The organism is Desulfobotulus pelophilus (assembly GCF_026155325.1).
Taxonomy (GTDB): Bacteria; Desulfobacterota; Desulfobacteria; order Desulfobacterales; family ASO4-4; genus Desulfobotulus; species Desulfobotulus pelophilus.
Genome location: NZ_JAPFPW010000024.1, coordinates 1 through 24,781, shown reverse-complemented (window position 1 = coordinate 24,781; position 24,781 = coordinate 1). Strand labels below are relative to the sequence as shown.

Below are 24,781 nucleotides of genomic sequence, written 5' to 3'. Positions count from 1 at the left end.
CCCTAAAAAAAACTGGAACAGTTCTTGCTGGTTATTTCAGGACATACAATTGCAAAAATCCTATGGGAACAGGGAGGCATTCGAATGACAGCAATACGTCTGAAAAAAGAACGGCTGATGGCGCCTGTCATTATTCTGACCGTTCTCATTTTTATCATGGGGACAGGAAATTTTCTGCTGCTGCGGCATATTCGGAGCCAAACAGAGCTTCTCATCAGTCAGAACCTTCCTCTATGGGCAATGGCAGGTACTCTGTACAGACTTACGGCTGAAACCGGCTATGCAATGGCATCCTACGAGCAGCATGCAGATCCAGCCACATGGGAAACGGCATGGGAAACCTCAGAAATATGCATGGAAAATATCCGAACAGGACAGAGCCTTGCCAGGAATCAGAATTCCGTTACCTTCCAATCGCATATGGACCGCATGGACATAGTCCTCACCCGTTATCAAGATGTCATGCAACGATCCAGGAATGCCAGGGAGAGCATTATGGAAAACCGCAAAACCATGAAACGTTCTTCCAGTCTGTTTCTTGAAAGTATCCGTGCATATAACAGGCTGCAGGACCAGGAAATGAACCTGCAGATTGCAGCCGCCTTTGGAAAAGGGAGTCTTGTCCGGTACGGCCTGGATCTTTCCTCCGAGCAGGAGCTGAAAATACGCCATAGCCGCATACAGGCCGGCAATACTATCCTTAATCGCGGCCATACCCTTTATACCGAAATATGGGAAGCGGAAACTCGCGGGGACATCCACAGTCTCAGCATAATCCTGCCTGATGTGCAGGAAGTACATGATAGCATGTCAGAACTGTTGAAAGTAACCAGACAGCCCCAGAATCTTCAACTGTTACAGAGGGCGATGGCAGCACTGGAAAACAACATGGCAGCCGTTCATAATCTCATCCTGGCAAGACAGCATGCAGAAAAAGCCACGGCAATTCAAAAAGCATCTTATCATGAGCTTCTCAGCACAGCCTCAGAAATTGCGTCAGAAGCCCATGCAAGGGCCATATACGGTAATGATGAAACCAGACGCATCCTGAGACAGGGCCTGACTCGTCCACTGCAGCTGGCTGTCATCAGCATAGTCATAATGTTTTTCTTCCTTTTTTTACACTACCTGCGTACGGAAAAAAATAAAGAAAGGAATCACTGATCTGCTGCCCGAACTGTACGCTCTGACCCAATAGACTTTAAATCCATGGGTAGTAAGCAGGAGGGAATAAAACTGAGATACCATACAAAGGTTGACAAAAACACTTGTTGAGCTGTGCCACAAGTCCAGAGTGCAGCGGGAGAAGTTCAGAAAAAAACTTCGGTTTCACCTTTGCTACAAGCCTATGCTGCTTTTTTAAAACCTTCTTGCTTTGCCAGGGCACCAAAGAAAAGGGACATGGCCCAGAAATACGTGGTGGACCATGCTGAAGAATACATGGCGAAATGACTGTTTATGGGAAGGAAAATGACAAAAAGTACCAAAGCATAGGGAAAAGCTCGCAAACGTTCCTCCGGCCCGGCGGCTCTCCATGCACAAAGCAGGATACCCATGGCCAGCACCAGGCCAGTAAGACCGATAAGGCCGGTCTCACTTCCGATATCAAGAACAAGATTGTGGGCATGATGAACGGTGTAATCTTTCTGAACAAAATAATCGTCAGGAGAAGCAAAATCCTCATAAGCATATCTCAGGCCCCGAGCACCCACACCGTTAATGGGATTTGCCCTGATCACCTCGAAAGTTGTCTCCCAAATTGGCAGACGATTGCTGAGAGCATGGTTAACGGATTCGCTATCCTTACTGAAAACCAGCATAGATTGACGCAAACGATCCGAAAACGGCTGGGAAAACTGCAGGATTCCACCCGCCACACCCATAAGAACCAGTGCCATTATGGCAAAGCGGGACAGGATTTTCCACCCCTCCCTGCGCACAATCCACACCGCAATCCCGGCAATCACAAAGGCAAGAACAACCCATCCGCTTCGGCTGCCCGCCATAAAAACGACCACAACCACTCCAAGGAAAGCAAAACTCTGCCCCTGCCACCGCCAGTTTAAAAGTGCATAAACAAACAGCAGTGGACTGAAAGTAGCCATGTAGGGACCAAAGTTGAGACTTTCTCCAAAAAAACTGTTCACGCGCCCACCCACATCGGGGTAAGCAATTAGATTATACCCGACTGCTGCCTGCAAAAGCGCATCCGCAACCCATACGCACAGAAGCAGGGCCAATGTTTTTAAAACTTTTCCAGAGACTCCCGGACTGCCTGCCATGGTGGATACGATAAAAACCCCTGCCAGAAACATACGAACAAAAGTCAGCCCCACGCTCAATGTTTTAGGTGGATATACCGCCCCTATTAAAGAAATCCAGACAGGAATCCATATAGCTGAAAATACAAACGTAAACAGAATAATTTCTCTGTTCAGGAATAGTTTCTTCCTCTCATTGATCAGCAGAAAAACACCTCCGATGGCCATCAGGATAATGGGTATCTCTGACAATCTGCCAAAAGGAACAAGGAGAGGAAAAGATGCAATCAGGGCCAGTGAAAACCAATGATAAGAACCATACTTTTTCCATACTACTGGCAATCCCATAGCCTTCCTTTGCTGTTATTAACCTGTCATATTTTCATATTTGGTAACAAAATAATTTTTTTATTTTATAATATACATGCTCACAAATCTACTAAGGCGGGCATTTGAAATGCTCTTCAAACATCCAGGTAAGCTCACAGCTCCGTAAATCTTAAATAAAAAAAGGCCGGATATCGCAGCCCCAGGCCCAAACAACCGCTGCCGACAGTAAGAACCCTGCTCCCGCAATATCTGTTTCCCTACCCGGCTTCTTAGCGATCCTGATCTCATAAAAAAGAGTCTCAACAGCATTTCATTGGGATACATCTTTGGGACACCATCCAACGTGTTTCTGCTCCACCCAAGAGGGCTTCCATGCCCCCGCGCGCGGTCTCACTAACTATGTACTCAGAGTTACTATATATACCGCGCCCCTAAATCAAATTCAAGTTGCTATCTTTAAATACAATTTCAAAAAACCCATGGACTACAGGATCACAGTCATGATTTTTTTTGCTTCATCGGATTCCGAAACGAAAGAATTTCAGAAAAAAAACGTTCATACTGAGACAGGATCACGTCCGGAGCAAACTTTTTGGCAAAAATCCCCCGTGAAACCACTGCATGCTCCTTTGCAACCTCAGGTGACCGCATTGCCCTGGCAATAGCCTCCGCCATATCTTCACAGTCATCAATTTTGCAGAAAAAAGCACTGTCATCCCGTAAAACCTCCACTGGTCCCCGGGTTCGCGTTGCAATGATGCAATTTCCACTGGCCATCGCCTCGAGAACCACAATACCAAAAGGCTCATCACGCGATGGAAGAACGAAAAAAGGAGCTTTCCTCAAAAACTGATCCACATCTTCCACCCAGCCACAAAAATGTATCCGTTCAGAGATACCAAGCTCATAGGCAAGCTTTTTCAAAGAATCCGCTTCAGGGCCGTCCCCCCCGAGAAAAAGTACCGGATTTATCCCCTGATCCTGTAGCAGGACTATAGCCCTCAGAAGAACATCAAAGCCCTTTTTATGAACAAAACGACCAAAAGCTACCAATACAGGAGAAGAGAAATCATGCGCCTCATTTCCGTCAGAACATATATTGGTAAAATGTGGAATCACTGAAATTCGTTCTTTTGCTATCCCGTTTGCATGGAGATAGGCAGCCTGATGCTCTGTACCCGGAACAAAATAATCTATATTTTTATAATATTTCAGCTTTACGTAATTATGCATGTTGGCAATGATGGGAACACCCCGTTCCCTGAGTGCTGCCCCTGTTAAAGAAGCTGATCGGGCAAGATGGGTATGCACAACATCCGGCCTGAATACGTTAATCTCCTTACGGATTCTTTGCTCAGCAAAAAGATTGCGGTCCCAATGGCTTCTGAGAAACTCCGTGCGGAGCAAGGGATTGGTATCCATAAGACTAAGTCCCTGAAAATTTTCAGGGCATAAAGCCAGAACATCATGGCCCCTTCTCGCCATACCATTGCATATATCGACAAAAAGGCGCTCTGCGCCACCGAATCCTGAAGAAGTAAGGACCTGTGCGATTCTCATGTCAAATTTTCTTTTTTTAAAGGTAAAGATAACGGAGGCTGCAGGCAACAATTTCCGGAGACGGGCAACGTCATCATCCGACACCAGCTATCTACGAATCATCTCTTGTCACTGTGCAGAAAGCGCCTGTTTCCTCCTGAAAACGGCCTCCTGTTCCTCCCTGTTGAAGGCCTTTCATCATTTCAGGATACGCATCCATAGAGGCCTGTAAAATCAGCTTAATGGGAAGATCCTGAAAAAGGCCATGGTCTTTTTCATACACCATATGCTGCTTACCATGGGCATCAAAGGGATGGAGAAGGGAATCGGTTTTACCGTCAAAATCCAGGGGCAAAACAGCAAAGCGTTCACAGAGCTCACGATTGAATGTAGGCGTTGCCTTGACCCATCTCCCTCTTAGAAAAAGAGCTGTGTAACCATGGTAAACAAACAGGTCTGTACCCATTATTTCCTGCAACCGGGGAGTGGCAAGGTGATTACGCACATTAGCAAAACCCAATCGGGCAGGAATACCAGCCGCCCTTGCTGCAGCTGTCAGGAGGATCGCTTTCGCCACACAGTAACCGTACCCATTATGCAAAGTCGTCGATGCTTTCATGCCGTGGATCGAAAAAACGATGCGATAAGGATCATAAAGAATACCATCCCTCACGGCATGATAGAGAGCTACCGCTGTCTGAACCGGGTTGCCGGAAATGGCATGTCTGCTACAAAAAGCAATAAGGTCCACATTATCGGAATCAATGTATACGGTTGATGTAAGGTCGGCATCCTCCGGAGGAGTCTCCATTGTCACAGCTTGAACCGGCACATGACCTCCTTTCAGACTTTTAAAAGAATCATTCCAGGGAAACATGGCGGTGTAAATCTGTTTCCAGAGACTCGAGAAGATCTATCTGTTCCGCATCCAGCCCACCCTGCTCCCGAAGAACGCCTATCTCCTGCAATACATCAGCTGCCGTTCTCCTCGGTTCTCCGCGCCAGTCCCTTAATCGCTCCGTTATATTATCCGAACGCAGATATTCTATCTGTCTGCTTAGCATAGTACGCACAAGGGGATGATTCTCATCCATCCCGTTTCGAAACAAAATCCGCGCGGCAAGGGTTTGCAGTGCGGGTGGAAAATCGGAAATCATTTCTGACTTCTTTGCCGGTGGAAGCATATGAAAACGACGGCACAAAGCTTCTTCCGACCGGGAAAAAAAGCCCTTCTGATAAAGGGAAGCATCCGGGTCCAGTCCGCTAATTTCCGGATAACGATATTCCCTGTAATATATGGCTAGATCTTCCACAAGTTCTGGCTTGGATTGCAGCCAGGCCAGATTCCCGGCACTGACCTTTTTCTTTTCATCGGATAAACGATCCCAGAATCGGGCAGCTGGAGGGAGAATAAAAGGAGACTCACCATTTTTTTTACGGATCACAAACGTATGTTTTTCGGGCTCAGCAGGGTCTAAAGACGGAAGCCTCTCATCATCAAGGCGAAGCCAGAGTGTCTGATTACCATAGACAAGGGAACGGCCCAATCCCAGAACAGGTGCCAGATATCCGTTAGCTGAACCAGCATCCGGTCCTGCCAGGATACCATGGGGATGAATTCCCATGCCAGACTGAAACGCCTCCGGCAACTGGTCCATGCGGATTCCATCTTTTTTTTTATCAAATCCAGCAATCAGGTATTCCCACATATCTTTTTCCATTGCCAATATGCGCGCAAGGGCCAGCGTTGCCTCCACATCAACCATGGCATCATGGGCCATTCCCTCGGCAAGCTTATTTTCCCGAATCAGGTTTTCAAGCTTAAGGCTTACCCTCCCGCCCCTTTCCGGCCATCGGAGAACTTCGGGGCGGAAAAGAAGAAAAAAAACGGTTAATGGAAAGACATCCATTCGGGAGCATCCCGAGGCAAACTGATGGGTATAGGGAGACATAAGATTTCTATAAAAAGAAAATCTTAAAAAAATATCATCAAAGCTAAGACTGTTATAACCCAAAGAAACGGTTCCAGCAGCATTGCACATCCTGTGAATCTGCTGAATGGCATCATATTCTGTTTCTCCAGTTTTCAGAACCTCCAGCGGAATGCGATGCGTAATCAAGGCTCCTGGTGCAATCAGAACATCCGGACGCAGGCGTATGCGGATTTCATGGCGCTCCAGCTCCTGAAAGGAAAAATCCGTTCGAATGGCCGCAAACTGAAGAATCTGATCAAAAGCCGGGTTCAGTCCACTGGTTTCAAGATCATAAAAAAGATAGCTACCCATAAAGATCCTTCGAAAAAAAAGGAGCCATAGGAAGGGCATCCATAATCCACGGCCCCTTGCATGTGCCATGTTGCAGGCTTTTTTTCAATACGGAAAGAAAGTGTCGCCGACCCATGCGTGCAGCCCCCATAGAGATCAGGTGTCGGGTTTCCATCTGGCAATCTATCAAATCAAAATTCCAGATATGCAGCTGACCAGCGAGGGCAGCCAGGGCAATTTTCGAAGCATCCGGAGTTTTTGTGAACATACTTTCACCAAAAAAAATCCGGCCAAGACTCACGCCATACAATCCTCCCCGCAGCTCCCCTTCATCTCCCCTAACTTCCACGGAGTGAGCATAGCCTGCATCGTGAAGACCCTGGTATGCTTCCATCATTTCTGGCATAATCCAAGTCTCTTCGCCCTTCTCCCTGCGTGTTTCAGCACAAGCCTCCAGAACCCCAGTGAAACTCTCATCCATGGTCACATAAAAATCCTGTTTGCGTATGCGTTTACGCAAACTTTTTGAGATATGCAGGGAAGCAGGAATCAGAACCAGCCTTGGATCCGGAGACCACCATAGAATAGGATCTCCTTCACTGTACCATGGAAAAATTCCCTCCGCATATGCGGAAAGCAAGCGCTCAATGCTCAGGTCCCCCCCTATGGCCAGAAGCCCCGTTTGATCCGCAAATACGGCAGGGGGGAATGTCGTGGAGCTGCCCAGCTGGAAAACAGGCATAGGTTCTAGGTTCCTTCACTCTCTGCAGCTTTACAGCGAAAGGTAAGGGCATCTTGTTGTAAGCCAATGGAAACACTGCCACCGGCAACCAGCTCCCCGAACAAAAGAGCATCTGCCAGCTTATCCTTCACCTCTACTTGGATCAATCGATCCAGTGGACGGGCACCGAATTTGGGGTCATAGCCTTTGCGGGCAAGCCACTGACGGGCCTTTGCACTCAGCCTGAGGGTTACCCCACGCTCGGCCAGCTGTACTCGCACGACACCCATAAACTTTTCTACCACCTTTTCCATAATTTTCTGGTCCAGTGGAGAAAAAGAAAGGATATCATCCAGACGGTTTCGAAATTCCGGAGAAAACATTCGATTTACGGCATGTCTCCCCTTTCCTGCTTCATCCTGTCCTGACGCACTGAAACCAATGGTAGCCGTTGCCATTTCCCTGGCACCAACATTGGATGTCATAATCAGAATAACATTTCTGAAATCCGCATGTTTTCCGTTATTATCAGTCAGCCGGGCATAGTCCATCACCTGAAGTAGTATATTGAACACATCGGGATGGGCTTTTTCAATTTCATCCAAAAGCAGAACGGCATGGGGATACTTGCGAATTTCATCGGTCAACAGACCACCTTGCTCAAAACCTACATACCCTGGGGGTGCTCCGATCAGCCTTGATACGGCGTGCTTTTCCATAAATTCACTCATATCATAGCGCACAAAGTGGATCCCCAGTACAGCAGCCAGCTGGCGGGCCACTTCCGTTTTTCCCACACCCGTAGGGCCCGTAAAAAGGAAAGAACCCACTGGTTTTTCAGGGTGCCCCAGCCCCGAACGGGATCGTTTGATCGCCGCAGACAAAGCGAAGATAGCGGCTTCCTGACCAAAAACCACGGCCTTGAGTTGTTCCTCCAGACGAAACAGCTTTTTTTTATCGGATCCGGACACACTTTTCTGCGGAACCTTTGCCATCCTGGCAATCACATCCTCAACTTCTTTTTCTGTGATTACCCCCCTTCCGAGATATCCTTCGGAACGTTTCAACGCATACAGTGCTCCGGCTTCATCCATCACATCAATGGCTTTATCAGGAAGAAACCGGTCATTCAGATAGCGGGAAGACAATTTAACCGCGGCCTCAATGGCGTCGGAAGAATACGTAATAGTATGATGATCTTCATATCGGCTCTTCAGGCCTTCGAGAATACTGATGCAGGCTTCCACGGAAGGTTCGGCAAGCTCAATTTTTTCAAATCTTCTGGAAAGCGCACGGTCTTTTTCAAAATGATTTTTAAATTCCTCATAGGTAGTGGAACCAATGCAGCGAAATTCTCCAGACCCAAGGGATGGTTTCAATATATTGGACGCATCCATGGAACCGGAATTGGTTGCGCCTGCCCCGACAATGGTATGAATTTCATCAATGAATAAAATAGCATTTTTATGCTTTTTTAAAGCTTCGATGACCTTTTTCAGACGAAGCTCAAAATCACCCCGGAATTTCGTTCCTGCAAGCAGGGAACCCATATCCAAAGAAAAAATACGGCAATCTTTTAAGATAGCAGGAATATCCCCATCATAAATACGCTGGGCAAGCCCTTCTGCCAGCGCTGTTTTCCCAACACCTGGATCTCCTACAAAAACAGGGTTGTTTTTTCTTCTCCTGCAAAGAACCTGCAGGGTCCGCCGCAGTTCATCACGCCTTCCTACCAGTGGATCAATGCAGCCCCTGGCTGCTTTTTCCACCAGATCCACCGTATAACTTTCCAGGGGATCTTCTTTGCTCCGTTCACCCGGGGCCGGGCGGGGAATATCCTGCGGGGAACGGGCAGTATCCGTTCCCACTCCATGGGAAATATAGGTCAGGACATCCAGACGGGTAATGCCCTCTTTTTCCAGATAGAATGCAGCATGGGAGTCCTTTTCCTGAAAAATAACCGCCAGAATATCTCCCACGCTTACTTCGTTTTTCTCCGCACTCCGTGCATGGTTTACTGCACGCTGAATCATACGCTGGAATCCTACGGTCTGCTGGAGCACATATTCCGTACTTTCAGGAAGAGTTTCCATGCGTTCTCGAAAAAAATTTTCTAAACGCTGCTTGAGCTTACCCATGTTGCCGCCGCATGCTTCCAGAATTTCCATGCCAATGGCATCGTGCAAAATGGCAAAAAGGACATGCTCCACGCAAACATACTCATGCCGACGCCTTTTGGCCTCCCGAACCGCAAAACCGAGGGTTGCGCTCAACTCTTTGCTGATCATGATTCCTTCTCCATCGTTGTCCTGAGGGGAAAACCATGACTCCTGGCATGCAGGGTAACGGCATCCACCTTACTTTCGGCAACATCATAGGGGTAAATACCACACAACCCCACCCCTCTCCGATGGACACTCAGCATTATCTGCGTGGCGTCCTCCAGCGACTTATGAAAAATAGTCACCAGCACCTCAACGACAAAGTCCATAGTGGTATAATCATCGTTATGCAACAAAACTTTATAAAGGGACGGCTCTTTGGTTTCCTCTGCGCCCTTTATAAGCTCCTCCAGTGACTGCTCGAATTCCGTACCAGGCCCCACCATGGGCTGCTGCTCCTTGGTTGGTGTGTCTACAGATCAGAAAAAGACCCCGAAATCGCTCCGGAGTCTTTTTTAGACTAATGCTTCTTCAGTTAAGGTCAAGCATAAAAAAACAGCCTTTGCCACAACCATTCAGTTGCATAGCGTTTTACATTGGTAAATGGAACCACCCATATGAATACAGGGCAAACATATTGACACATATAAACGTGTCGAGCCCTGGAATCATCCACAACACTTTTTATACTTTTTCCCACTGCCGCAAGGACAAAGATCATTTCTTCCCACCTTGACTTCCGAACGCCTCACAGGAACCTTACCCTCATCATGCTTACCATGGGAAAAAACCAGTTTATCCTGTTTGGGTTCCGGTAACGAGTCAAGCTCTGTTTCCCTTCGAATCTGCACACGGAAAAGAAGGCCCACAACCTCATTTTTAATCCGATGGATCATATCCTGAAACATAGCAAAACCCTCTTTTTTATATATAATAAGAGGGTTTTGCTGAGCATAGCCACGCAGACCAATGCCATCTTTCAAATGATCCATGCTCAGAAGATGATCTTTCCACATGCCATCAACGGTCTGCAGTACAATAAACCGTTCCAGCTGGCGCATCTCCTCCTCTCCGATCAGAGACTCTTTATCCTCATAGACTCTGACCGCAGCATCCCGTATGAAACCCGACAGAACTTCAGGCAGAAGATTATCCATCAAATCTTCCTCAGGTGCCGGTATCTGAAAAAAGAACCGGCGTTCCACAGCCTCTTTGATCATCTCCCATGAAATGGCATCATGTCCTGGATGATAATCAAAAGAATAGGCTATGTTTTCAGAAAGTTCTTCAATCATCTCAAGAACAGATGGTTTTAGAGACCCACTGGTCAGGGCTTCTCTGCGCTGGCGGTAAATCACCTCCCGCTGCTGGTTCATCACATCATCATATTCAAGAATATGCTTGCGAATGTCAAAGTTGTGGCCTTCAACTTTTTTCTGTGAATTTTCAATGGCTCTGGAGATCAAGCCGTGCTCGATGGGCTCTCCTTCTTCAAGCCCGAGACGATCCATGATCTTTCCTATACGTTCTCCACCAAAAATCCTCAACAGATCATCTTCAAGGGAAAGGTAAAAACGGGAAGAGCCTGGATCGCCCTGCCGTCCGGAACGACCTCGTAGCTGATTGTCTATACGCCGGGATTCGTGGCGTTCGGTCCCAAGTATATGAAGCCCGCCCAGTTCGCGAACGCCTTCTCCCAACACAATATCCGTACCCCTGCCAGCCATGTTGGTTGCTATGGTTACGTGACCTTTCTGCCCGGCCATAGACACAATTTCGGCTTCCTTCTGATGATTTTTCGCATTGAGAACCTCATGAGGAACATTTCGTTTTGCCAGAAGCTTGCTCAGGTATTCGGAGATATCAATATTGATGGTCCCCACCAAAACAGGCTGCCCCTTTTTATGAAGCTGCACAATTTCCTCAACAACGGCCTTGAACTTCTCATTTCTTGTCTTATAAATCACATCCGGAAAATCCATTCTTACCATGGGCTTATGAGTGGGTATAGACAAAACATCAAGGCCATAAATCTTCTTAAATTCTGCAGCTTCCGTTTCAGCAGTACCTGTCATGCCCGCAAGCTTGTCATACATACGAAAATAATTTTGAAAAGTAATGGAGGCAAGAGTCTGGTTTTCATTTTCAATGGGAACTCCTTCCTTGGCCTCCAGTGCCTGATGAAGGCCCTCACTGTAACGCCTTCCCGGCATCAAACGCCCGGTAAACTCGTCAACAATGATTACTTTTTCATCTTGCACAATATAATCCGCATCCCTCTTGAACAGAGCATAGGCCTTGAGAGCCTGATTTACATGATGCAGCACTTCAATATTCGCAGGCTCATATATATTGGGAGTTTTCAGAAGTTCTTCAACCCTTGCCACTCCTTCTTCCGTAAGAGAAACGGTCCGAGCTTTTTCATCAACAAGATAATCCCGTTCTTCCTTCAGGGCCGGCATAATCAAATTGACGGAATAGTAAAGCTCCGTAGACTTTTCTGCCGGACCAGAAATAATCAGGGGAGTTCTCGCTTCGTCAATCAGAATACTGTCAACCTCATCCACGATGGCAAAATTGAGATCCCTCTGTGCCAGTGTCTGGCTGTGAAACTTCATATTGTCCCTAAGGTAATCGAAACCAAACTCGTTATTTGTTCCATAGGTAATATCGGAACCGTAGGCTTCCCTCCTCTGGATATCATCCATCCCATGAACAACAATTCCTACAGAAAGTCCCAAAAACCCATACAGTTTCCCCATCCAGTCCGCATCTCTGCGAGCCAGATAATCGTTCACAGTAACAACATGAACACCCTTGCCGGTAATGGCGTTAAGATAAGCCGCTAGTGTTGCCACCAGAGTTTTGCCCTCACCGGTTTTCATCTCGGCAATCCCTCCTTCATGAAGGGCTACGCCACCGATCAGCTGACAGTCAAAGTGGCGCATACCCAGCACTCTTCTGGAAGCTTCACGCGCCACAGCAAACGCTTCCGGCAAAAGGGATTCAAGGGATTCTCCGGAAAGAAAGCGCTCACGAAAAAATTCAGTTTTTGCTGCCAGCACGGCATCTTCCAGCTCCGTCATTTCCGGCTCAAGGGCATTGACTGCGTCAACATACCCCTGAATTCGTTTTAACTCTCTCTGGTTGCGGCTGCCAAATACCCGGGTCAACAGACGTGCGATCATAAGCCCTTCCTGATCTTCTGATAAAAAACGTCACTCCTGCACTCACAAATCTGTGCCTGAGTGCAGAAAGAAAAATACGACTATTCTTTTTTTATGGGGCCCCATTCTTCTTTGATATGACCTAAAAGAAAGGGCACCCGCTATTTCATGCCAAAACAAAAAACCGGGCCAAATAAAAGTGCCCGGTTTGAACTTAAGAATAACACTCTCTGCCTGTATCCGGGAATATGCCTTTGAATAAAGCCCATGAACAACCAAATCTACTCACAATCTTTAAAAAAATACCAGGTATTCAAAAAGACCAAAATTTTCAAAACCAGGGCTTCTTTCATGCTTCAGGAAGGAAAACCTTTGAAAACAGCAGGGAATAAGCGGTAGGGATCGAATCCTCCCCGTCAATCAAGAATATACTTGCCTGGATTAACGGGAACGCCATTCAGGCGAACCTCATAGTGGACATGAGGCCCTGTACTGCGACCTGTATTACCCATTTTTGCTATAACCTCACCCCTTTTTACTCTCTGACCCGTTTTAACCAGGGATTTCTTCAAATGACCATACCGGGTAACAAGACCATGACCATGATCAATATTCACCACTATACCAATGGCACCCCGCTCACCTGAAAAACTTATAATGCCATCTGCCGTTGCGAGTATGGGGGTCCCCATACGATTGGCAATGTCCAGTCCACTGTGAAACTCCCGCTTTCCAGTAAATGGAGAAGTTCGGTAACCGAAACTCGAAGTAACCCACCCATCTGCAGGTCGAATTGCGGGAGTAACAGCCAGAAGATTTCGCTGGTCCTCAAGAGATTGGAGCAGGGCTTCAAAACTGTCGATCCGTTCAGAAGAACCACTGTCGAGATGCACCACACGATCGTGCATCTCCCGGATAAGACTGGCATGGGTATCGGATAGTTCAAGCCGTGTATCCAGATCTTCCACATGAGGCCCTCCGAGCCCGAAAATACCCTCGCCACCTTCCGTTGCCTGCAAGTTTGCAATAGTTCTAATTTTCTGTTCAAATTCAGACAGGGTTAGAATCCGGTTTTTTAACAGATTCAGTTCCTTTGCAAAAACCTGAAGCTGATCCCTCTGTATGGACAGACTCTCTTCGCTCACCGTCAGTTCCGACTGAAGAAAGGGTACCTCTGCTGCACGTGCGGCAAGACGACTGTAATCATACATAACCCATGCAAAGAGCGATATAAAGAACAAAACGAATAAAAATACCAGGTAAACAAAGGCCTTAGGGAACGTAAGTTCACGAATTCTGGTTCCCGAATGACTCATTATGTAGAAGGTCATCTTTTGATTCATGCCTATGTCCCGTGTTTCTGAAAGAGAAGGGAGCCTGTTCAACCCCGCAGAGAGTAGTCAATACTTACCAGTGAATATTTTTACCATACGTCAGCAAACTGTCAAGATACAAGTAGCCCTAGGGCCGAAAGGACATCCGTTTCGAAAAACATTCGGGGAGCAGCCCTACCCCCCTCATGGGCCGCCACTCCCATCGGAAAGCCCCATGCAAATCGAATACATTCAGGACGTCCTGCGAAGTTTCATGGCTTTTACAGTGTTTTTCATAAGCATGGCTATGGTCATAGGCCCCACACCTCCCGGAACCGGTGTTATCCAACCGGCGACTTCCAGAGCTGCGTCATAATCCACATCACCACGGAGCAAAGCTATTTTTTTCCCTGTTACAGCACTGACCGATTCTCCCACCCGGTTTACACCCACATCAATCACACAGGCCCCCGCCTTGATCCATTCAGGGCGGACCAGATTCGGTACTCCGGCTGCCACAATAAGAATATCGGCCCGAAGACAGTGCTCAGCAATATTTCTTGTTCCCGTATGTACAACCGTAACCGTGGCATTAGCTGCTGCTCCTTTCTGAAGCAGCAGATTAGCAATGGGTTTTCCTACAATATTGGAACGGCCGACAACAACCACTTCAGCTCCGGCAACAGGGACCTCGGATCGAATCAGCATTTCCATGATTCCTGCGGGCGTACATGGAAGAAACGGAGCGGCAGCACCCTCCTGCATCAAACGGCCGACATTCACCGGATGAAAAGCATCCACATCCTTTACAGGATCGATGGTCTCTATGACCTTTCCCTCATTTATGTGGCCAGGTAACGGCAACTGAACAAGAATACCGTCGATAGTTTCATCATTATTATATTTTTTTATGCATTCCAAAAGCTCATTTTCCGATATATTTTCAGGCAAGTTCTCCTGAACTTCCTTGAACCCGACTCTGTGTGCTGTTTTTATCTTCAAAGACACATAGGAAAGGGACGCCGGATTTTCACCCACAAGTATGGTTACAAGCCCCGGAGGTCGCCCATACTGTTCCTTCATACGCAATACGTCCACCGCAACTTCGTCCAGAAGTGCTTCCCGCAGGTCTGTCCCACGGATAATTTTTGCCGTCATGCATCTGCCTCCTGCGATTTGTCGTATTTTTAGGCTACCGGAAAGTATTTAGCCAATAAGCCCCCGGCAACGGGTACTCACCCCTTAAAACGCTACCCTCGCACCGCTACGAATTTATTAGCCCAAACAGTAATCCATGTTACCAAAGGAGCGAGTATCAGTGATGTCAACATACCCAGAGTGCCAGCCTCTGGTGAACTTTTTCCCAAAAAATACAACAGAAGACAGGTAAAGAGACCACCAAAACCTGACACCAGTGCGGACAGTTTGGTGGTTTTTTCAGAGAACAGCCCCCATATAAAAGGCCCCAAAAAAGCGGATCCTATGGCGCCCCAGGAAATACCCAGAATCATCACAATAGATGAAGGTCGTGCATAGGCAAGGAGCACGGAAAGCAGAATAAAAAAGAAACTTGCATAGCGCATCAGTACGGTCAGCTGCAGATCTGAAGCATCTTTCCGTACAAAACCCGCATAGAAATCCTTCACCATCGCCGAACTGGAAATGAGCACAAGAGCCGCAAGAGTTGACATGGATGCCGAAAGAACCAGAAGCAGAATAAGAACTGAAAGTGAAGCCGGTACCACATTTGCTAGCAGTTCTGGCATAAGGGCGTCAAAAAGAGGGAATCCATCCCGAAAGGCTCCGGGCGTTGCATCCGGGGAAAGAAAGAGCCGGGTTGTGGAGCCTATAAAATAGGCGATTCCGCTGATCATCAGGGCAAAAAGCGTAGAGGCAACCGTACCGATGCGAATAGCCCTGTTGTCTTTTATCGCATAAAATTTCTGCACCAGTTGTGGCATCGCAAAGGGAGCCACACTAGTAAGAAAAACCAGACAAAAAAGCGGCCACCAGCCTGGAGGACCGACTAAAGAGCTGAGTTCTGGATTAATTGCCTGCAGATCATAAACAATATTGACAACCCCACCCCCTTTGTGGAGGGTAAAGCCCAGCAACATGAGAACACCACCAACCATGATCATACCAAAAAAAACATCCACCAATGCCATAGATCGGTAACCGCCAAGAATCATATAAAGCGCTGTCATACTACCCATAATACCCAAGGCCAAGCCGTAATCCATGCCAAAATTTGAACGAAAAAGATAGGAAAGCCCCATAAAAACTGCGCTGGTATAGGGAATAAAAAAAACAAAAATTGCAAACGCTGCAAAAAGTTTTAAACCCGGGCTGTTATATCGCTTCTCAAAAAACTCAGCCATGGTGTGCACGCCATAGGTGAGGGACATTTTTTTAATGGCCCTTCCCATAATCACCCATACACCCATGACACCTATCAGGGCATTACCAAGAGCAATCCACAGTCCGGACAAACCAAAATTCCACCCTACACTCCCGGCGAAACCAATGAAAAGTACGGCGGAAAAATAAGCGGTAGCATAGGTAAAGGCACTCATCCAAGGGCCTATATTCCCTCCTCCCAGGAAATAGTCCGCAAAAGACCGGGTTCGGCGTAGTCCCGCAATACCCGCCCAGAGGATCACTGCAAAATAAACAATTACAACAAGGGTTTTAATCAGCATCCTTTTTCCTTAATTTGATCTGCAACAGAAATGTCGCGTACCGTATCCGTTCACACCACAGGCGGGAGAGCTCCTAAACCCATCGTCTCTTCCAGCCTCCACATGATGTTCATATTCTGCACCGCTTGACCGGCAGCCCCCTTGACAAGATTGTCGATGGCTGAAATCAGTATGAGCATGCCGCTTTCCCGATCGACCCTCAGGCCAATATCACAACAGTTCGTACCCCGGACATGAGAGAGGTCAGGGAAACTATTTTCCGGAAGAATCCGGATAAAATCATTGCCCCGGTAGGCATCTCGCAACCTTTCCCTCAGCTCCGCCTCGCTTTTTTCTTCTCGTAGCGACACATAGGTTGTGGCAAGCATTCCCCGGATGGCCGGTACGAGATGAGGCACAAAAGTAAGCCTGGATTTTTCACCGGTAACCATTTCCAGCACATTAACGATTTCCGGCCGATGCCTGTGCTCTCCCACCTTATAGGCCTTAAAAGCCTGCGCGATCTCACAGAAGTGGGTTGCAAGTGAAACCCCTCTTCCTGCACCACTCACTCCCGACTTTGCATCACATATAACACGGGAAAGATCCAGCCAGCCAGGCGTTGCAAGGGGAAGAAGGGGCAAAAGAATACAGGTTGGATAGCAGCCTGGATTTCCAACAAGCGACGCACCGGTAATTTTTTCCCTAAAAATCTCACTCAATCCGTAAACCGCATGGCGACATAGCTCAGGAGCACGGTGAGGTTCATAGGCAACTTCATAAGCAAAGGGGTCTGAAAAACGAAAATCAGCAGAGAGATCCACCACTCTGCACCCCCCTTGCAGAAGCTCCGGAACCATAGTCATAGGCATGCTGTGGGGTAAAGCCATAAAAACCACATCAGAACACTCCGCAAGTTTTCGGGTATCGAACTCTTCAAGGGGCAAAGCAACACGTTGAAAGAACGCCGGAAAAACGTCAGAGAACAACTGCCCGGCATACTGATGGGAGGTAAGCATGGACAGACGTACTTCAGGATGACCACTCAGGATGCGCACCAGCTCGGCACCAGCATATCCTGTTGCACCGACAACAGAAGCTCGGATCATTACGTATTCCCCTTTCGGCTTCAGGCGTTTGTCAAGACCAAGCCTAATAATCATGATAAAAATACTGCCCAAAACGCATAGGCTTTATCAGAGGCCTTTATCCTTGGCAAGATCATGACAAGCTTTTCTATCTGGCACACGCGTCTTTTTCCAAAAAATATTGCAAAAAAAACACCCATACCAAGCTTTATTGCCCTGCACCAATAGCAGCCGAAAAGACCTTTTTATCCCCTGTTGCATCGCAATATTTTTTCTTGACAAATCTTTCCTTCGCCCTCATAGTACCTTGTAAAAAGCATCAACCCTAAATCCCATAAGGAGATACATATGAAAACGCTCGAGCCTGCAAAATTCGCCCAGCAAATTCTGGACTTTCAGAAAACCGCCTTTGACAACACATTCAACGCTATGCTCATGGTGCAAGGCCAAACAGAGAAAATGACAGAAACTTTCCTGACAAAAAACAATATGATTCCGGAAGAAGGCCAAAAAATGATCCATGAGTGGACCATGGCCTTTAAAAAAGGTCAGGAAGACTTCAAGAAAACCATGGACGAAAATTTCAAAAAATTTGAATCTTTTGTTTCTGAATCCGCAAGCAGAACCGAAAAAAGCGCTGGCAAAACTTCCAAATAAGTAACCAGAGCAGGCGCTCCTGATGGAAAACCTGCTCCCCACGAACAATACGTGCTTGCTCAGCGGCAAGAATTTCAGACCTGCATCTTGCAATTGACTTAACAAAGGTGCAGGTTCCTCTTTTTTTATTTTTTGACGGAAAGGCCCGACCCTCATGGATCAAAAAGAATTTGCAAAATCCATTCTTTCTTACAATAAAGCAGCCTTTGATCAATTTCTTGCTTCAACCACGATGGCACAGGGACAAATGGAAAAATTTGCTGAAATGCTCCTTGTCCAGGACAGCACGCCGGAAGATGGTAAAAAAATGATTCAGGAATGGCTAAATAATATACGGCAGACACGTAGTGATATCCATGAGTCCATGACGAATTCCTATCGTCAGATGGAAACCTATTTTCTTTCTCTGATACCCTGAATCAGACGGCTTTCCTGGTCACACAGAATCCCGGATCAATCCTGACGAATCCGTCCCGTCTCAAACATAATGTGCAAAGATTCCGACGGATTCGTTTCCATCCAACCTTATCGGATAAGGAATCTCCCATGAAAAGCGAAGACAAACAAGCAACGGGCTGGTTTCAGTTCCCCTCCTTTGACGTTTCCCCTTTTTTATCACCAAATATGACATTTACAGCCGTGCAGGACTGGCTTAAAGATCAGAAAGTCCTCGACGCTTCCAGTATATGGCCTGGTTCTGCACTATTTCCTGACTTAAGCAAAGCAGGAATGGAGTGGTACTCCCTTGCCTCAGAGCAAATGCAAACGGCCTTGGGAGAATACTGGAAGTTAATGGGGCTGGTACCAGCAAATGAATATGAACGCTTGCTGGAACAATACAAAGCCGTAAAACACAAACTGGAAGAAGAACAGAAAAAAAACAAAAAAGGAGAACAGGACAGTTCAAGTCTCAAACAGACGGAAGAAGCATTGAAATCTGCGGAGTCACAAATCAAAAAACTGGAAGAAGACCTGAAAAAAGCGCTGCAGACAGCAGAAAAAAAAGAAACACAGAAAACGTCCACCGCGAAGACCGGATAAGAGCTTCAGCGGGCAGGAACTCCTGCTGAATAAAAAGAACACTCTTCCTGTTTTATTCTCACAGTATTCAACAAGAGGCAAAAAAGTTACCATTCTCCGTCCGCGAAGAACCCTCACAACACCAATCGTTTGTGTGTGTGGAGGATCGGAAATAACCGCTCAGTTGCCCTGTATGACCCGGTACAAAGCCTCGGCAAGTATACGGTCTTCAGGGCTTGTTACTTTAAGGTTGGTCCGACTACCCTGAATATAAACAACAGGGTACCCCAAGGCTGCAACGAGCCCTGCATCATCTGTTTCCATACACCCCGTAGCCAATGAGTGCTCATGGGCTCTTCGAAGAAGATCGCTTCTGAAAATCTGCGGAGTTTGCACAGCTAAAAGACTATCCCTGTCTGGCCCAGCAGAGCCAGAATGTGGAAACTTGCTGCGCAGCGTGTCAACAATCTCTGTAGACAGAGATGCGGCACCGTATTTTTTGGCTGCATCCAATCCATCACGAATATGATGCGGCTCTAGAAATGGGCGAACCGCATCATGTACCAGTATATAAGAAGCCTTGGGATCGACAGAGGCCAAACCCGAAAAAACCGATGCCTGCCTGCTCGCCCCTCCCTTGGCCAGCACAAGCTTTTTCTTCAGCCCAAATTTCGGTAAAATCCGTACTTGGATATCTTCCATATCCTCTTCAGGAACGACAAGCACCATACTTTCGACTTCCGAACTCTCATCCAAAGTCCGTAGACAATGCCCCATAAGCGGCATTCCTCCCAATAAAAGATACTGCTTACGGACAGACCCTCCCATACGGACACCCGAACCTCCGGCCACCACAACAGCTACCACAGACACTGACATACTCCTCTAGAGCACAATCAACGTAAATAAGCCAGCTCCCTCGGAAGAGGGATCCCTTTTCCCATGCTGTCTTCACCATAATTAACACTGGCCAGAATCTGTATATCCTTCAATGCACGGATATCTCCCCTGAATGCAACGTCCTGAAGCCCTTCCTTCTGAATCTTCCCTCCCGCCCACTGAATATCCAGAACACTGGATGCGTCAAACAAAGCATCACCCACACACAAATCAACCCGCCCACCGTAGTGCTGCACAATTTTTGCTACCATGAGGCTGGGCCGGCTATGAAAACCCAGCTTAACGGGAATACCCACAGTTATAGTGGCCTGCTCCACATGTTCATTCAAAAGTTCTTTGGCCAGTTGCGTGCCGGAATTTAAAAAATGATTCACATAATAAAGGGCATAATTTACAGTTCTGCTCAAAAGGATTTCAGGGTCTACGTAGTCACACAAAATCTCCTGAACTTTTTTGTACGAATCTTTGAAGCCGCGAACCCGCAGATGGCGCTCATAATAATGCAGAAGACGACTCACAATCTGAAGAAGATGGAAAGAAACTGAAAAATGAGCCCTCAGCTGCTTCAGTCGCCTGTTCCCAAAACGATACCCTCCGTGGATTACATAAGTATCAAAAGAAGACTGAAGGTTGTGGACCAGAACCTGAAAGCGGCGAATTTCAGCCTCATTGACCTTGTCCGGTACCAACTCCAACATTTCCGCATACGAATAGGGCTCGTAAAAACCGAACTGATCAAAATCCTTCGATGTTTTAATAAATTCACTGGCAATCTTGACAATATAATGGCTCTGAAAGGGAAGAGCATCTTCATCATCATCTATATTATGCTCCAACACCTCAGAAGTTATGACTCCAGGAAAATCCTGAGGTTCAAAAGAAGCACCGGGAAGGGATATTTCAAGCTTTGCTGCTTCTTCCAAAATAACTGGAGCCACACGAATCAGGATGCTGTTCAGAAATTCAAGGGTTTTTTCTCCTTCCAGCCGAAAACTATCCACATCACCGAGTTCATAAAAATCCATACGGTTCAGGATATGCTGCTGAGCATAGCATCCCAAGCTTATATGGCGTACCGTTGCAGCAAGTTCACGGTAAAAATACCAGGTACGATTATTTTTAGCTCCATGGAAATCCAAAAAATCTTCCAGTAAATGGGAAGTAGAAATCAGCTTGGAGTACATGCGTTTTGTGAAATAGTGTCGAGGTTCGAGAAAACGCGTTATATAAATACAACATCTGAGATAATCTTCTGAATAGATCTTAACTTTTTCGGAAAAAGTTATCTTGCAACTCAGTTCTTCCACATTTCCCCCATCACACGGACAAAGCGTTAAACCCCGCTACAAAACGAACTGATATGGTGATATGAAATATAACCGCCAGGATCACAAACGGATCACTGGCGGTATGTGCAAACGGTCAGAGTAGGCCGTAAGCCGAATTCTGTTCCTTTTTCCAGTTACCCCGAAAAAGGTGACGATCATTCATCTAGGGCTGACGTTGCCGACAGCCTCAAGCGACCTACCCGGAGGCGGAGACGGGCCGTCCCTTATGCCTCCCTATTTGGTCTTGCACCGGATGGGGTTTACCCAGCTGCCCCGGTCGCCCGGGACACTGGTGCGCTCTTACCGCACCCTTTCACCCTTACCTTTCTCTGTAAAAGAAAAAGGCGGTCTACTCTCTGTTGCACTTGCCTTCACGTCACCGTGACTCCACGTTATGGAGCATCCTGCCCTGTGGTGTTCGGACTTTCCTCCCGGATATATCCATATCCCGGCGATCGTCTGGCCTGCTCTTACCGCTTGCATTTCTATTCTAAGCCCATTCTTATTAAAAGTCCATCATAGAAGATCAGAAAATCCATTTACTGATCTTATCAGATATCGTCCCAATAAACGATCCGGTTGCAGCGAGGACAACGGCTTATCTCATTTCCTCTTTGCAGCTCAATGCAGAATTGGGGAGGCAGCTTCATAAAACATCCCTTGCAGATATTCCCGCGCACACAGGATACACCAATCCCTCCGCCCAGTCGGATCGCCTGATCAAACAATTTCATTAATCGAGCGGAGGCCAAATTACCCAAAGACCTGCGTTCCTCTTCAAGGCTGGCCAGTGAATCCCTTTCTCGGGTACAGGATGTCAGCAACTCCGCCTTCTGTTCTTCCACTCTCCGTGCTTCTTCATCCACACGACCTTGAATTTCTGTAACACTGATTTCCATCGACGTTAGCTCATCGATAAGGGCAACCATGGCTTCCTGAATTCGGCTATTAGCCTTACGGTTATCATCCATCTCCCGCAACAGTACCTGATAGTCACGGTTGTTTGTTACCGTACGCAGAGTCTGCTCACTCTTCTTCAAGCGCTCTTCATTATACCGGAGATCCTCCTCAAAACCCGTATATTGTTTTTTTAACTTCATAAGTGCTGATTCCCGCTCTTCCAGCTGCAGACGTTCACTGTTGAGGACTTCTTCCAGCTGCAGCTGGCGCATTTCGACATCCTTAATCGCGGCCCTCAATTCCTGGGCACGGGTTTCCGTCTCCTGGAGACGAATCAGAATATCCAGTTCTTTTTTCACTGATGGATTCATAGCAGATCCGTCCTTCGGGCCATTATTCAAACTTGTCTGCGACCAGCCCCTTCCCGCAGACAGAGCCATGATTGATGGACTCGCAAAAACTCGTAATGCACCTGCATGATGTGCACATAAATTTTTCACTATGCCAAAGTATAAGATACGGCACGACTGGCGGCAGCGCCTGAATTTTTTTGCGAGACCATCATGCTCTACCCATAAAAAAACAAATCTTTAAAAAACAGCAAAATCCGATTAACTTCAGAGTATTTTCAAGTCTCTGAAGTTAAAAAGAGCATCACACAACACAAAAAGGATCTTTCTGTGAGATCAAGGGCATAACAGAGATATTACCGTGCTGCCTGGCAGCAAGAGCCTCGGTTAAATATTCAGCCACAAGGTCAACCATCATACGCTCCGTTCCAAAATGCCCGGCATCCACCAAACAAAGCCCATGCTCGAGTGCCTCCATAGCCTCGTGGTATTTTATATCCCCCGTAAGAAGCACGTCAGCTCCCATTGCAATGGCATCTTTTATCATTCCTCCTCCACTTCCCGTACACAGGGCAACCCGCTCCAACATTGCCTCCGGATTCCCTACGGTACGGACATGGCTGAGCATCAGAGCTTTTTTCACTTCACAAGCAAAATTCTTGAGCGAAATAGCCCTATCGATCCGTCCTATCCTTCCCAAACCTTCCTTGCCAGGAATTTCACCGGCAGGAATAATATCTGTCCGTGCATCCGCGGAAAGACTGCTGATTTTGGTACGTACACCCCCTACCCTACCTGAGGCAAGACGGCAACGTACCACACAGCTTTCATTTTCTTCTCCCATGCCACGCCACCAGGCAATCCCGTCAGCGACTTCACCTAAAATAGAATGAACTCGATCCTGAACAGAAAACGGAACCACTGCGTGCAGAAGGAATTCCTCATTTTTGATATTTTTCCCCAGAACAGACATGTCTTTCAGCCCGATACGTTCTCCAAGGGCATTATTCAGACCACCGACAGCACTGTCCAGATTCGTATGAGCCGCATAGATGCTCAAACCGTTACGCACTGCTGCATCCACAACCATACCAGAGGGAGATTCCAGATCCAATCTCTTCATCGGCCTTAAGAAAAGAGGATGATGCACAATCAGAAAATCCACGCCTTCACGAATCGACTCAGACACAATCTCAAAAGTGGCATCCAGTGCTACGCCGATACGCCGAACCGATTGCAAACGATGACCTATCTGAAGACCAACTGGATCCCACGACTCCGCTAGATTTTCCGGGGCCATATCTGACATTAGGAGCATACAATCTTCCACCCTGAGCACCATGAAGCCTCCATGCAAAAAAAGAGCGGTGCAGGTATTCCCTGCACCGCTCTTTTTTTCTTTTTTTTCGCGTCCGATCTGACAGAACCCTGCATACCTGCCTGCACTCCCATCTCAGGCTTTGCCAGAACCTTTTGATGAATGCCCGCATCCATGTATTTATGAAACATTGTGTCATGTTCAAAGTGAAAAGACTTTTTCTCAAAGCTATACACCCAAAAGAACTGTTAAAATAAATCTGTCTTCAGCGGCAGGCACCTTTCATGAGAGGCAAAGCCTGCTCATTTTCCTTAACATTGAGAATCTGCCTACGACACGCATCACCATTTTTTCTGGTAAAATTACGTCCGCAGAAAAACTCTCTGCATTAAGGACCTCAACATATACAACCCCATCGACCATTTGTCCAGTGGTCATTCTGGTCCAAAAGAAGCGCAAAGACATATACCGCCCCCGATGATATCTTACATCTGATAACAGAGCGATAAAATCCATAGCCATTTCGGATATAGGGAATGAAGGTAGGTTGAATTTATCGGAAACCAAAGTTGTTATTCAACTAAAATTAAGAGACCTTTTTTGCCGAAAGCAGCTTCGTTACTGGGAAAAATGGCATCGAGTAGGGTAGTGCAAGAGTGATCCTCTCTGCACTATCCCTCTCACAGAAGTGCGCAGGGGCCTTGTACACCGTTCCTGTTCCACCTTATCCCCATTTTATAGGGAGAAGCATTCCTGTTTCTGCCTGATCCATCAAAAACAAA

Annotated in this window: 20 protein-coding genes and 1 other RNA gene; 4 read left to right on the top strand and 17 right to left on the bottom strand. The window is 47.0% G+C overall.

The genetic code is table 11. The features are described 5' to 3' along the window. Positions 1–84: 84 nt before the first annotated feature. Positions 85–1,164: a hypothetical protein gene (locus tag OOT00_RS14570; RefSeq protein WP_265426133.1), complete on the top strand. Its 1,080-nt coding sequence runs from the start codon at positions 85–87 to the stop codon at positions 1,162–1,164. Between the two features lie 182 nt (positions 1,165–1,346). Here OOT00_RS14570 and OOT00_RS14565 read toward each other — a convergent pair whose 3' ends face one another. The 12 genes from OOT00_RS14565 to argC form a co-directional block, all read right to left on the bottom strand. Continuing rightward, positions 1,347–2,609, bottom strand: coding sequence for an O-antigen ligase family protein (locus OOT00_RS14565; protein WP_265426132.1), 1,263 nt, complete (start codon positions 2,607–2,609; stop codon positions 1,347–1,349). 480 nt (positions 2,610–3,089) lie between these two features. Continuing rightward, positions 3,090–4,151: a glycosyltransferase family 4 protein gene (locus tag OOT00_RS14560; RefSeq protein WP_265426131.1), complete on the bottom strand. Its 1,062-nt coding sequence runs from the start codon at positions 4,149–4,151 to the stop codon at positions 3,090–3,092. Between the two features lie 91 nt (positions 4,152–4,242). Next, on the bottom strand, positions 4,243–4,962 hold the full coding sequence (locus tag OOT00_RS14555; RefSeq protein WP_265426130.1) for a transglutaminase-like domain-containing protein: 720 nt from the start codon (positions 4,960–4,962) through the stop codon (positions 4,243–4,245). Positions 4,963–4,990: 28 nt separating this feature from the next. After that, entirely contained in the window at positions 4,991–6,415 is a 1,425-nt protein-coding gene (locus OOT00_RS14550) for an exodeoxyribonuclease I (RefSeq protein ID WP_265426129.1), read from the bottom strand. Beyond that, positions 6,408–7,136, bottom strand: a complete 729-nt coding sequence (gene aat, locus OOT00_RS14545) for a leucyl/phenylalanyl-tRNA--protein transferase (protein ID WP_265426128.1) — start codon at positions 7,134–7,136, stop codon at positions 6,408–6,410. The genes OOT00_RS14550 and aat overlap by 8 nt, the downstream gene beginning before the upstream one ends. Before the next feature lie 5 nt (positions 7,137–7,141). Continuing rightward, positions 7,142–9,403, bottom strand: coding sequence for an ATP-dependent Clp protease ATP-binding subunit ClpA (gene clpA, locus OOT00_RS14540; protein WP_265426127.1), 2,262 nt, complete (start codon positions 9,401–9,403; stop codon positions 7,142–7,144). Then, entirely contained in the window at positions 9,400–9,723 is a 324-nt protein-coding gene (clpS, locus tag OOT00_RS14535; RefSeq protein ID WP_265426126.1) for an ATP-dependent Clp protease adapter ClpS, read from the bottom strand. Before clpS ends, clpA begins: the two co-directional genes overlap by 4 nt. Before the next feature lie 222 nt (positions 9,724–9,945). Then, positions 9,946–12,465 (bottom strand): preprotein translocase subunit SecA, encoded by a 2,520-nt coding sequence (secA, locus tag OOT00_RS14530; protein WP_303649996.1) that lies wholly within the window; start codon positions 12,463–12,465, stop codon positions 9,946–9,948. Positions 12,466–12,860: 395 nt separating this feature from the next. Further along, positions 12,861–13,787, bottom strand: coding sequence for a M23 family metallopeptidase (locus tag OOT00_RS14525; RefSeq protein WP_265426125.1), 927 nt, complete (start codon positions 13,785–13,787; stop codon positions 12,861–12,863). Between the two features lie 222 nt (positions 13,788–14,009). Continuing rightward, entirely contained in the window at positions 14,010–14,915 is a 906-nt protein-coding gene (locus tag OOT00_RS14520) for a tetrahydrofolate dehydrogenase/cyclohydrolase catalytic domain-containing protein (protein ID WP_265426124.1), read from the bottom strand. A gap of 92 nt (positions 14,916–15,007) precedes the next feature. Further along, positions 15,008–16,459 carry a sodium:solute symporter family protein gene (locus OOT00_RS14515; protein ID WP_265426123.1) on the bottom strand — a complete coding sequence of 484 codons (1,452 nt, stop codon included), beginning with the start codon at positions 16,457–16,459 and terminating at the stop codon, positions 15,008–15,010. Positions 16,460–16,509: 50 nt separating this feature from the next. Further along, on the bottom strand, positions 16,510–17,547 hold the full coding sequence (gene argC / locus OOT00_RS14510; protein WP_265426122.1) for an N-acetyl-gamma-glutamyl-phosphate reductase: 1,038 nt from the start codon (positions 17,545–17,547) through the stop codon (positions 16,510–16,512). A 327-nt stretch (positions 17,548–17,874) separates the two neighbouring features. On the opposite strand from argC, the gene OOT00_RS14505 reads away from it, so the two are divergent. The 3 genes from OOT00_RS14505 to OOT00_RS14495 all read left to right on the top strand — a co-directional run bounded on the left by OOT00_RS14505 (position 17,875) and on the right by OOT00_RS14495 (position 19,224). Further along, positions 17,875–18,183 carry a hypothetical protein gene (locus OOT00_RS14505; RefSeq protein WP_265426121.1) on the top strand — a complete coding sequence of 103 codons (309 nt, stop codon included), beginning with the start codon at positions 17,875–17,877 and terminating at the stop codon, positions 18,181–18,183. Positions 18,184–18,337: 154 nt separating this feature from the next. Then, positions 18,338–18,601 carry a hypothetical protein gene (locus OOT00_RS14500; protein WP_265426120.1) on the top strand — a complete coding sequence of 88 codons (264 nt, stop codon included), beginning with the start codon at positions 18,338–18,340 and terminating at the stop codon, positions 18,599–18,601. Between the two features lie 128 nt (positions 18,602–18,729). Then, the gene (locus OOT00_RS14495; RefSeq protein WP_265426119.1) at positions 18,730–19,224 is read left to right on the top strand and encodes a hypothetical protein; all 495 of its coding nucleotides are present in this window, start codon (positions 18,730–18,732) and stop codon (positions 19,222–19,224) included. A 159-nt stretch (positions 19,225–19,383) separates the two neighbouring features. Here the strand turns inward: OOT00_RS14495 and ispD are convergent, their stop codons facing one another. From ispD to OOT00_RS14470, 5 genes are all read right to left on the bottom strand, one after another. Further along, positions 19,384–20,076, bottom strand: a complete 693-nt coding sequence (gene ispD / locus OOT00_RS14490; RefSeq protein WP_265426118.1) for a 2-C-methyl-D-erythritol 4-phosphate cytidylyltransferase — start codon at positions 20,074–20,076, stop codon at positions 19,384–19,386. A gap of 23 nt (positions 20,077–20,099) precedes the next feature. After that, entirely contained in the window at positions 20,100–21,242 is a 1,143-nt protein-coding gene (locus OOT00_RS14485; protein WP_265426117.1) for an HPr family phosphocarrier protein, read from the bottom strand. A gap of 281 nt (positions 21,243–21,523) precedes the next feature. Then, positions 21,524–21,902: RNase P RNA component class A (gene rnpB, locus OOT00_RS14480), an RNA gene on the bottom strand. 80 nt (positions 21,903–21,982) lie between these two features. Further along, positions 21,983–22,702 (bottom strand): zinc ribbon domain-containing protein, encoded by a 720-nt coding sequence (locus tag OOT00_RS14475; protein WP_265426116.1) that lies wholly within the window; start codon positions 22,700–22,702, stop codon positions 21,983–21,985. Positions 22,703–22,985: 283 nt separating this feature from the next. Next, positions 22,986–24,023 carry a Nif3-like dinuclear metal center hexameric protein gene (locus OOT00_RS14470; RefSeq protein ID WP_497007259.1) on the bottom strand — a complete coding sequence of 346 codons (1,038 nt, stop codon included), beginning with the start codon at positions 24,021–24,023 and terminating at the stop codon, positions 22,986–22,988. Positions 24,024–24,781: the final 758 nt, after the last annotated feature.

Coding starts and splice junctions, on each gene's coding strand:
- OOT00_RS14570 (WP_265426133.1), top strand. CDS start 85: ATGACAGCAATACGTCTGAAAAAAGAACGGCTGATGGCGCCTGTCATT.
- OOT00_RS14565 (WP_265426132.1), bottom strand. CDS start 2,609: ATGGGATTGCCAGTAGTATGGAAAAAGTATGGTTCTTATCATTGGTTT.
- OOT00_RS14560 (WP_265426131.1), bottom strand. CDS start 4,151: ATGAGAATCGCACAGGTCCTTACTTCTTCAGGATTCGGTGGCGCAGAG.
- OOT00_RS14550 (WP_265426129.1), bottom strand. CDS start 6,415: ATGGGTAGCTATCTTTTTTATGATCTTGAAACCAGTGGACTGAACCCG.
- aat (WP_265426128.1), bottom strand. CDS start 7,136: ATGCCTGTTTTCCAGCTGGGCAGCTCCACGACATTCCCCCCTGCCGTA.
- clpA (WP_265426127.1), bottom strand. CDS start 9,403: ATGATCAGCAAAGAGTTGAGCGCAACCCTCGGTTTTGCGGTTCGGGAG.
- clpS (WP_265426126.1), bottom strand. CDS start 9,723: ATGGTGGGGCCTGGTACGGAATTCGAGCAGTCACTGGAGGAGCTTATA.
- secA (WP_303649996.1), bottom strand. CDS start 12,465: ATGATCGCACGTCTGTTGACCCGGGTATTTGGCAGCCGCAACCAGAGA.
- OOT00_RS14525 (WP_265426125.1), bottom strand. CDS start 13,787: ATGAATCAAAAGATGACCTTCTACATAATGAGTCATTCGGGAACCAGA.
- OOT00_RS14520 (WP_265426124.1), bottom strand. CDS start 14,915: ATGACGGCAAAAATTATCCGTGGGACAGACCTGCGGGAAGCACTTCTG.
- OOT00_RS14515 (WP_265426123.1), bottom strand. CDS start 16,459: ATGCTGATTAAAACCCTTGTTGTAATTGTTTATTTTGCAGTGATCCTC.
- argC (WP_265426122.1), bottom strand. CDS start 17,547: ATGATCCGAGCTTCTGTTGTCGGTGCAACAGGATATGCTGGTGCCGAG.
- OOT00_RS14505 (WP_265426121.1), top strand. CDS start 17,875: ATGAAAACGCTCGAGCCTGCAAAATTCGCCCAGCAAATTCTGGACTTT.
- OOT00_RS14500 (WP_265426120.1), top strand. CDS start 18,338: ATGGATCAAAAAGAATTTGCAAAATCCATTCTTTCTTACAATAAAGCA.
- OOT00_RS14495 (WP_265426119.1), top strand. CDS start 18,730: ATGAAAAGCGAAGACAAACAAGCAACGGGCTGGTTTCAGTTCCCCTCC.
- OOT00_RS14475 (WP_265426116.1), bottom strand. CDS start 22,702: ATGAATCCATCAGTGAAAAAAGAACTGGATATTCTGATTCGTCTCCAG.
- OOT00_RS14470 (WP_497007259.1), bottom strand. CDS start 24,023: ATGGTGCTCAGGGTGGAAGATTGTATGCTCCTAATGTCAGATATGGCC.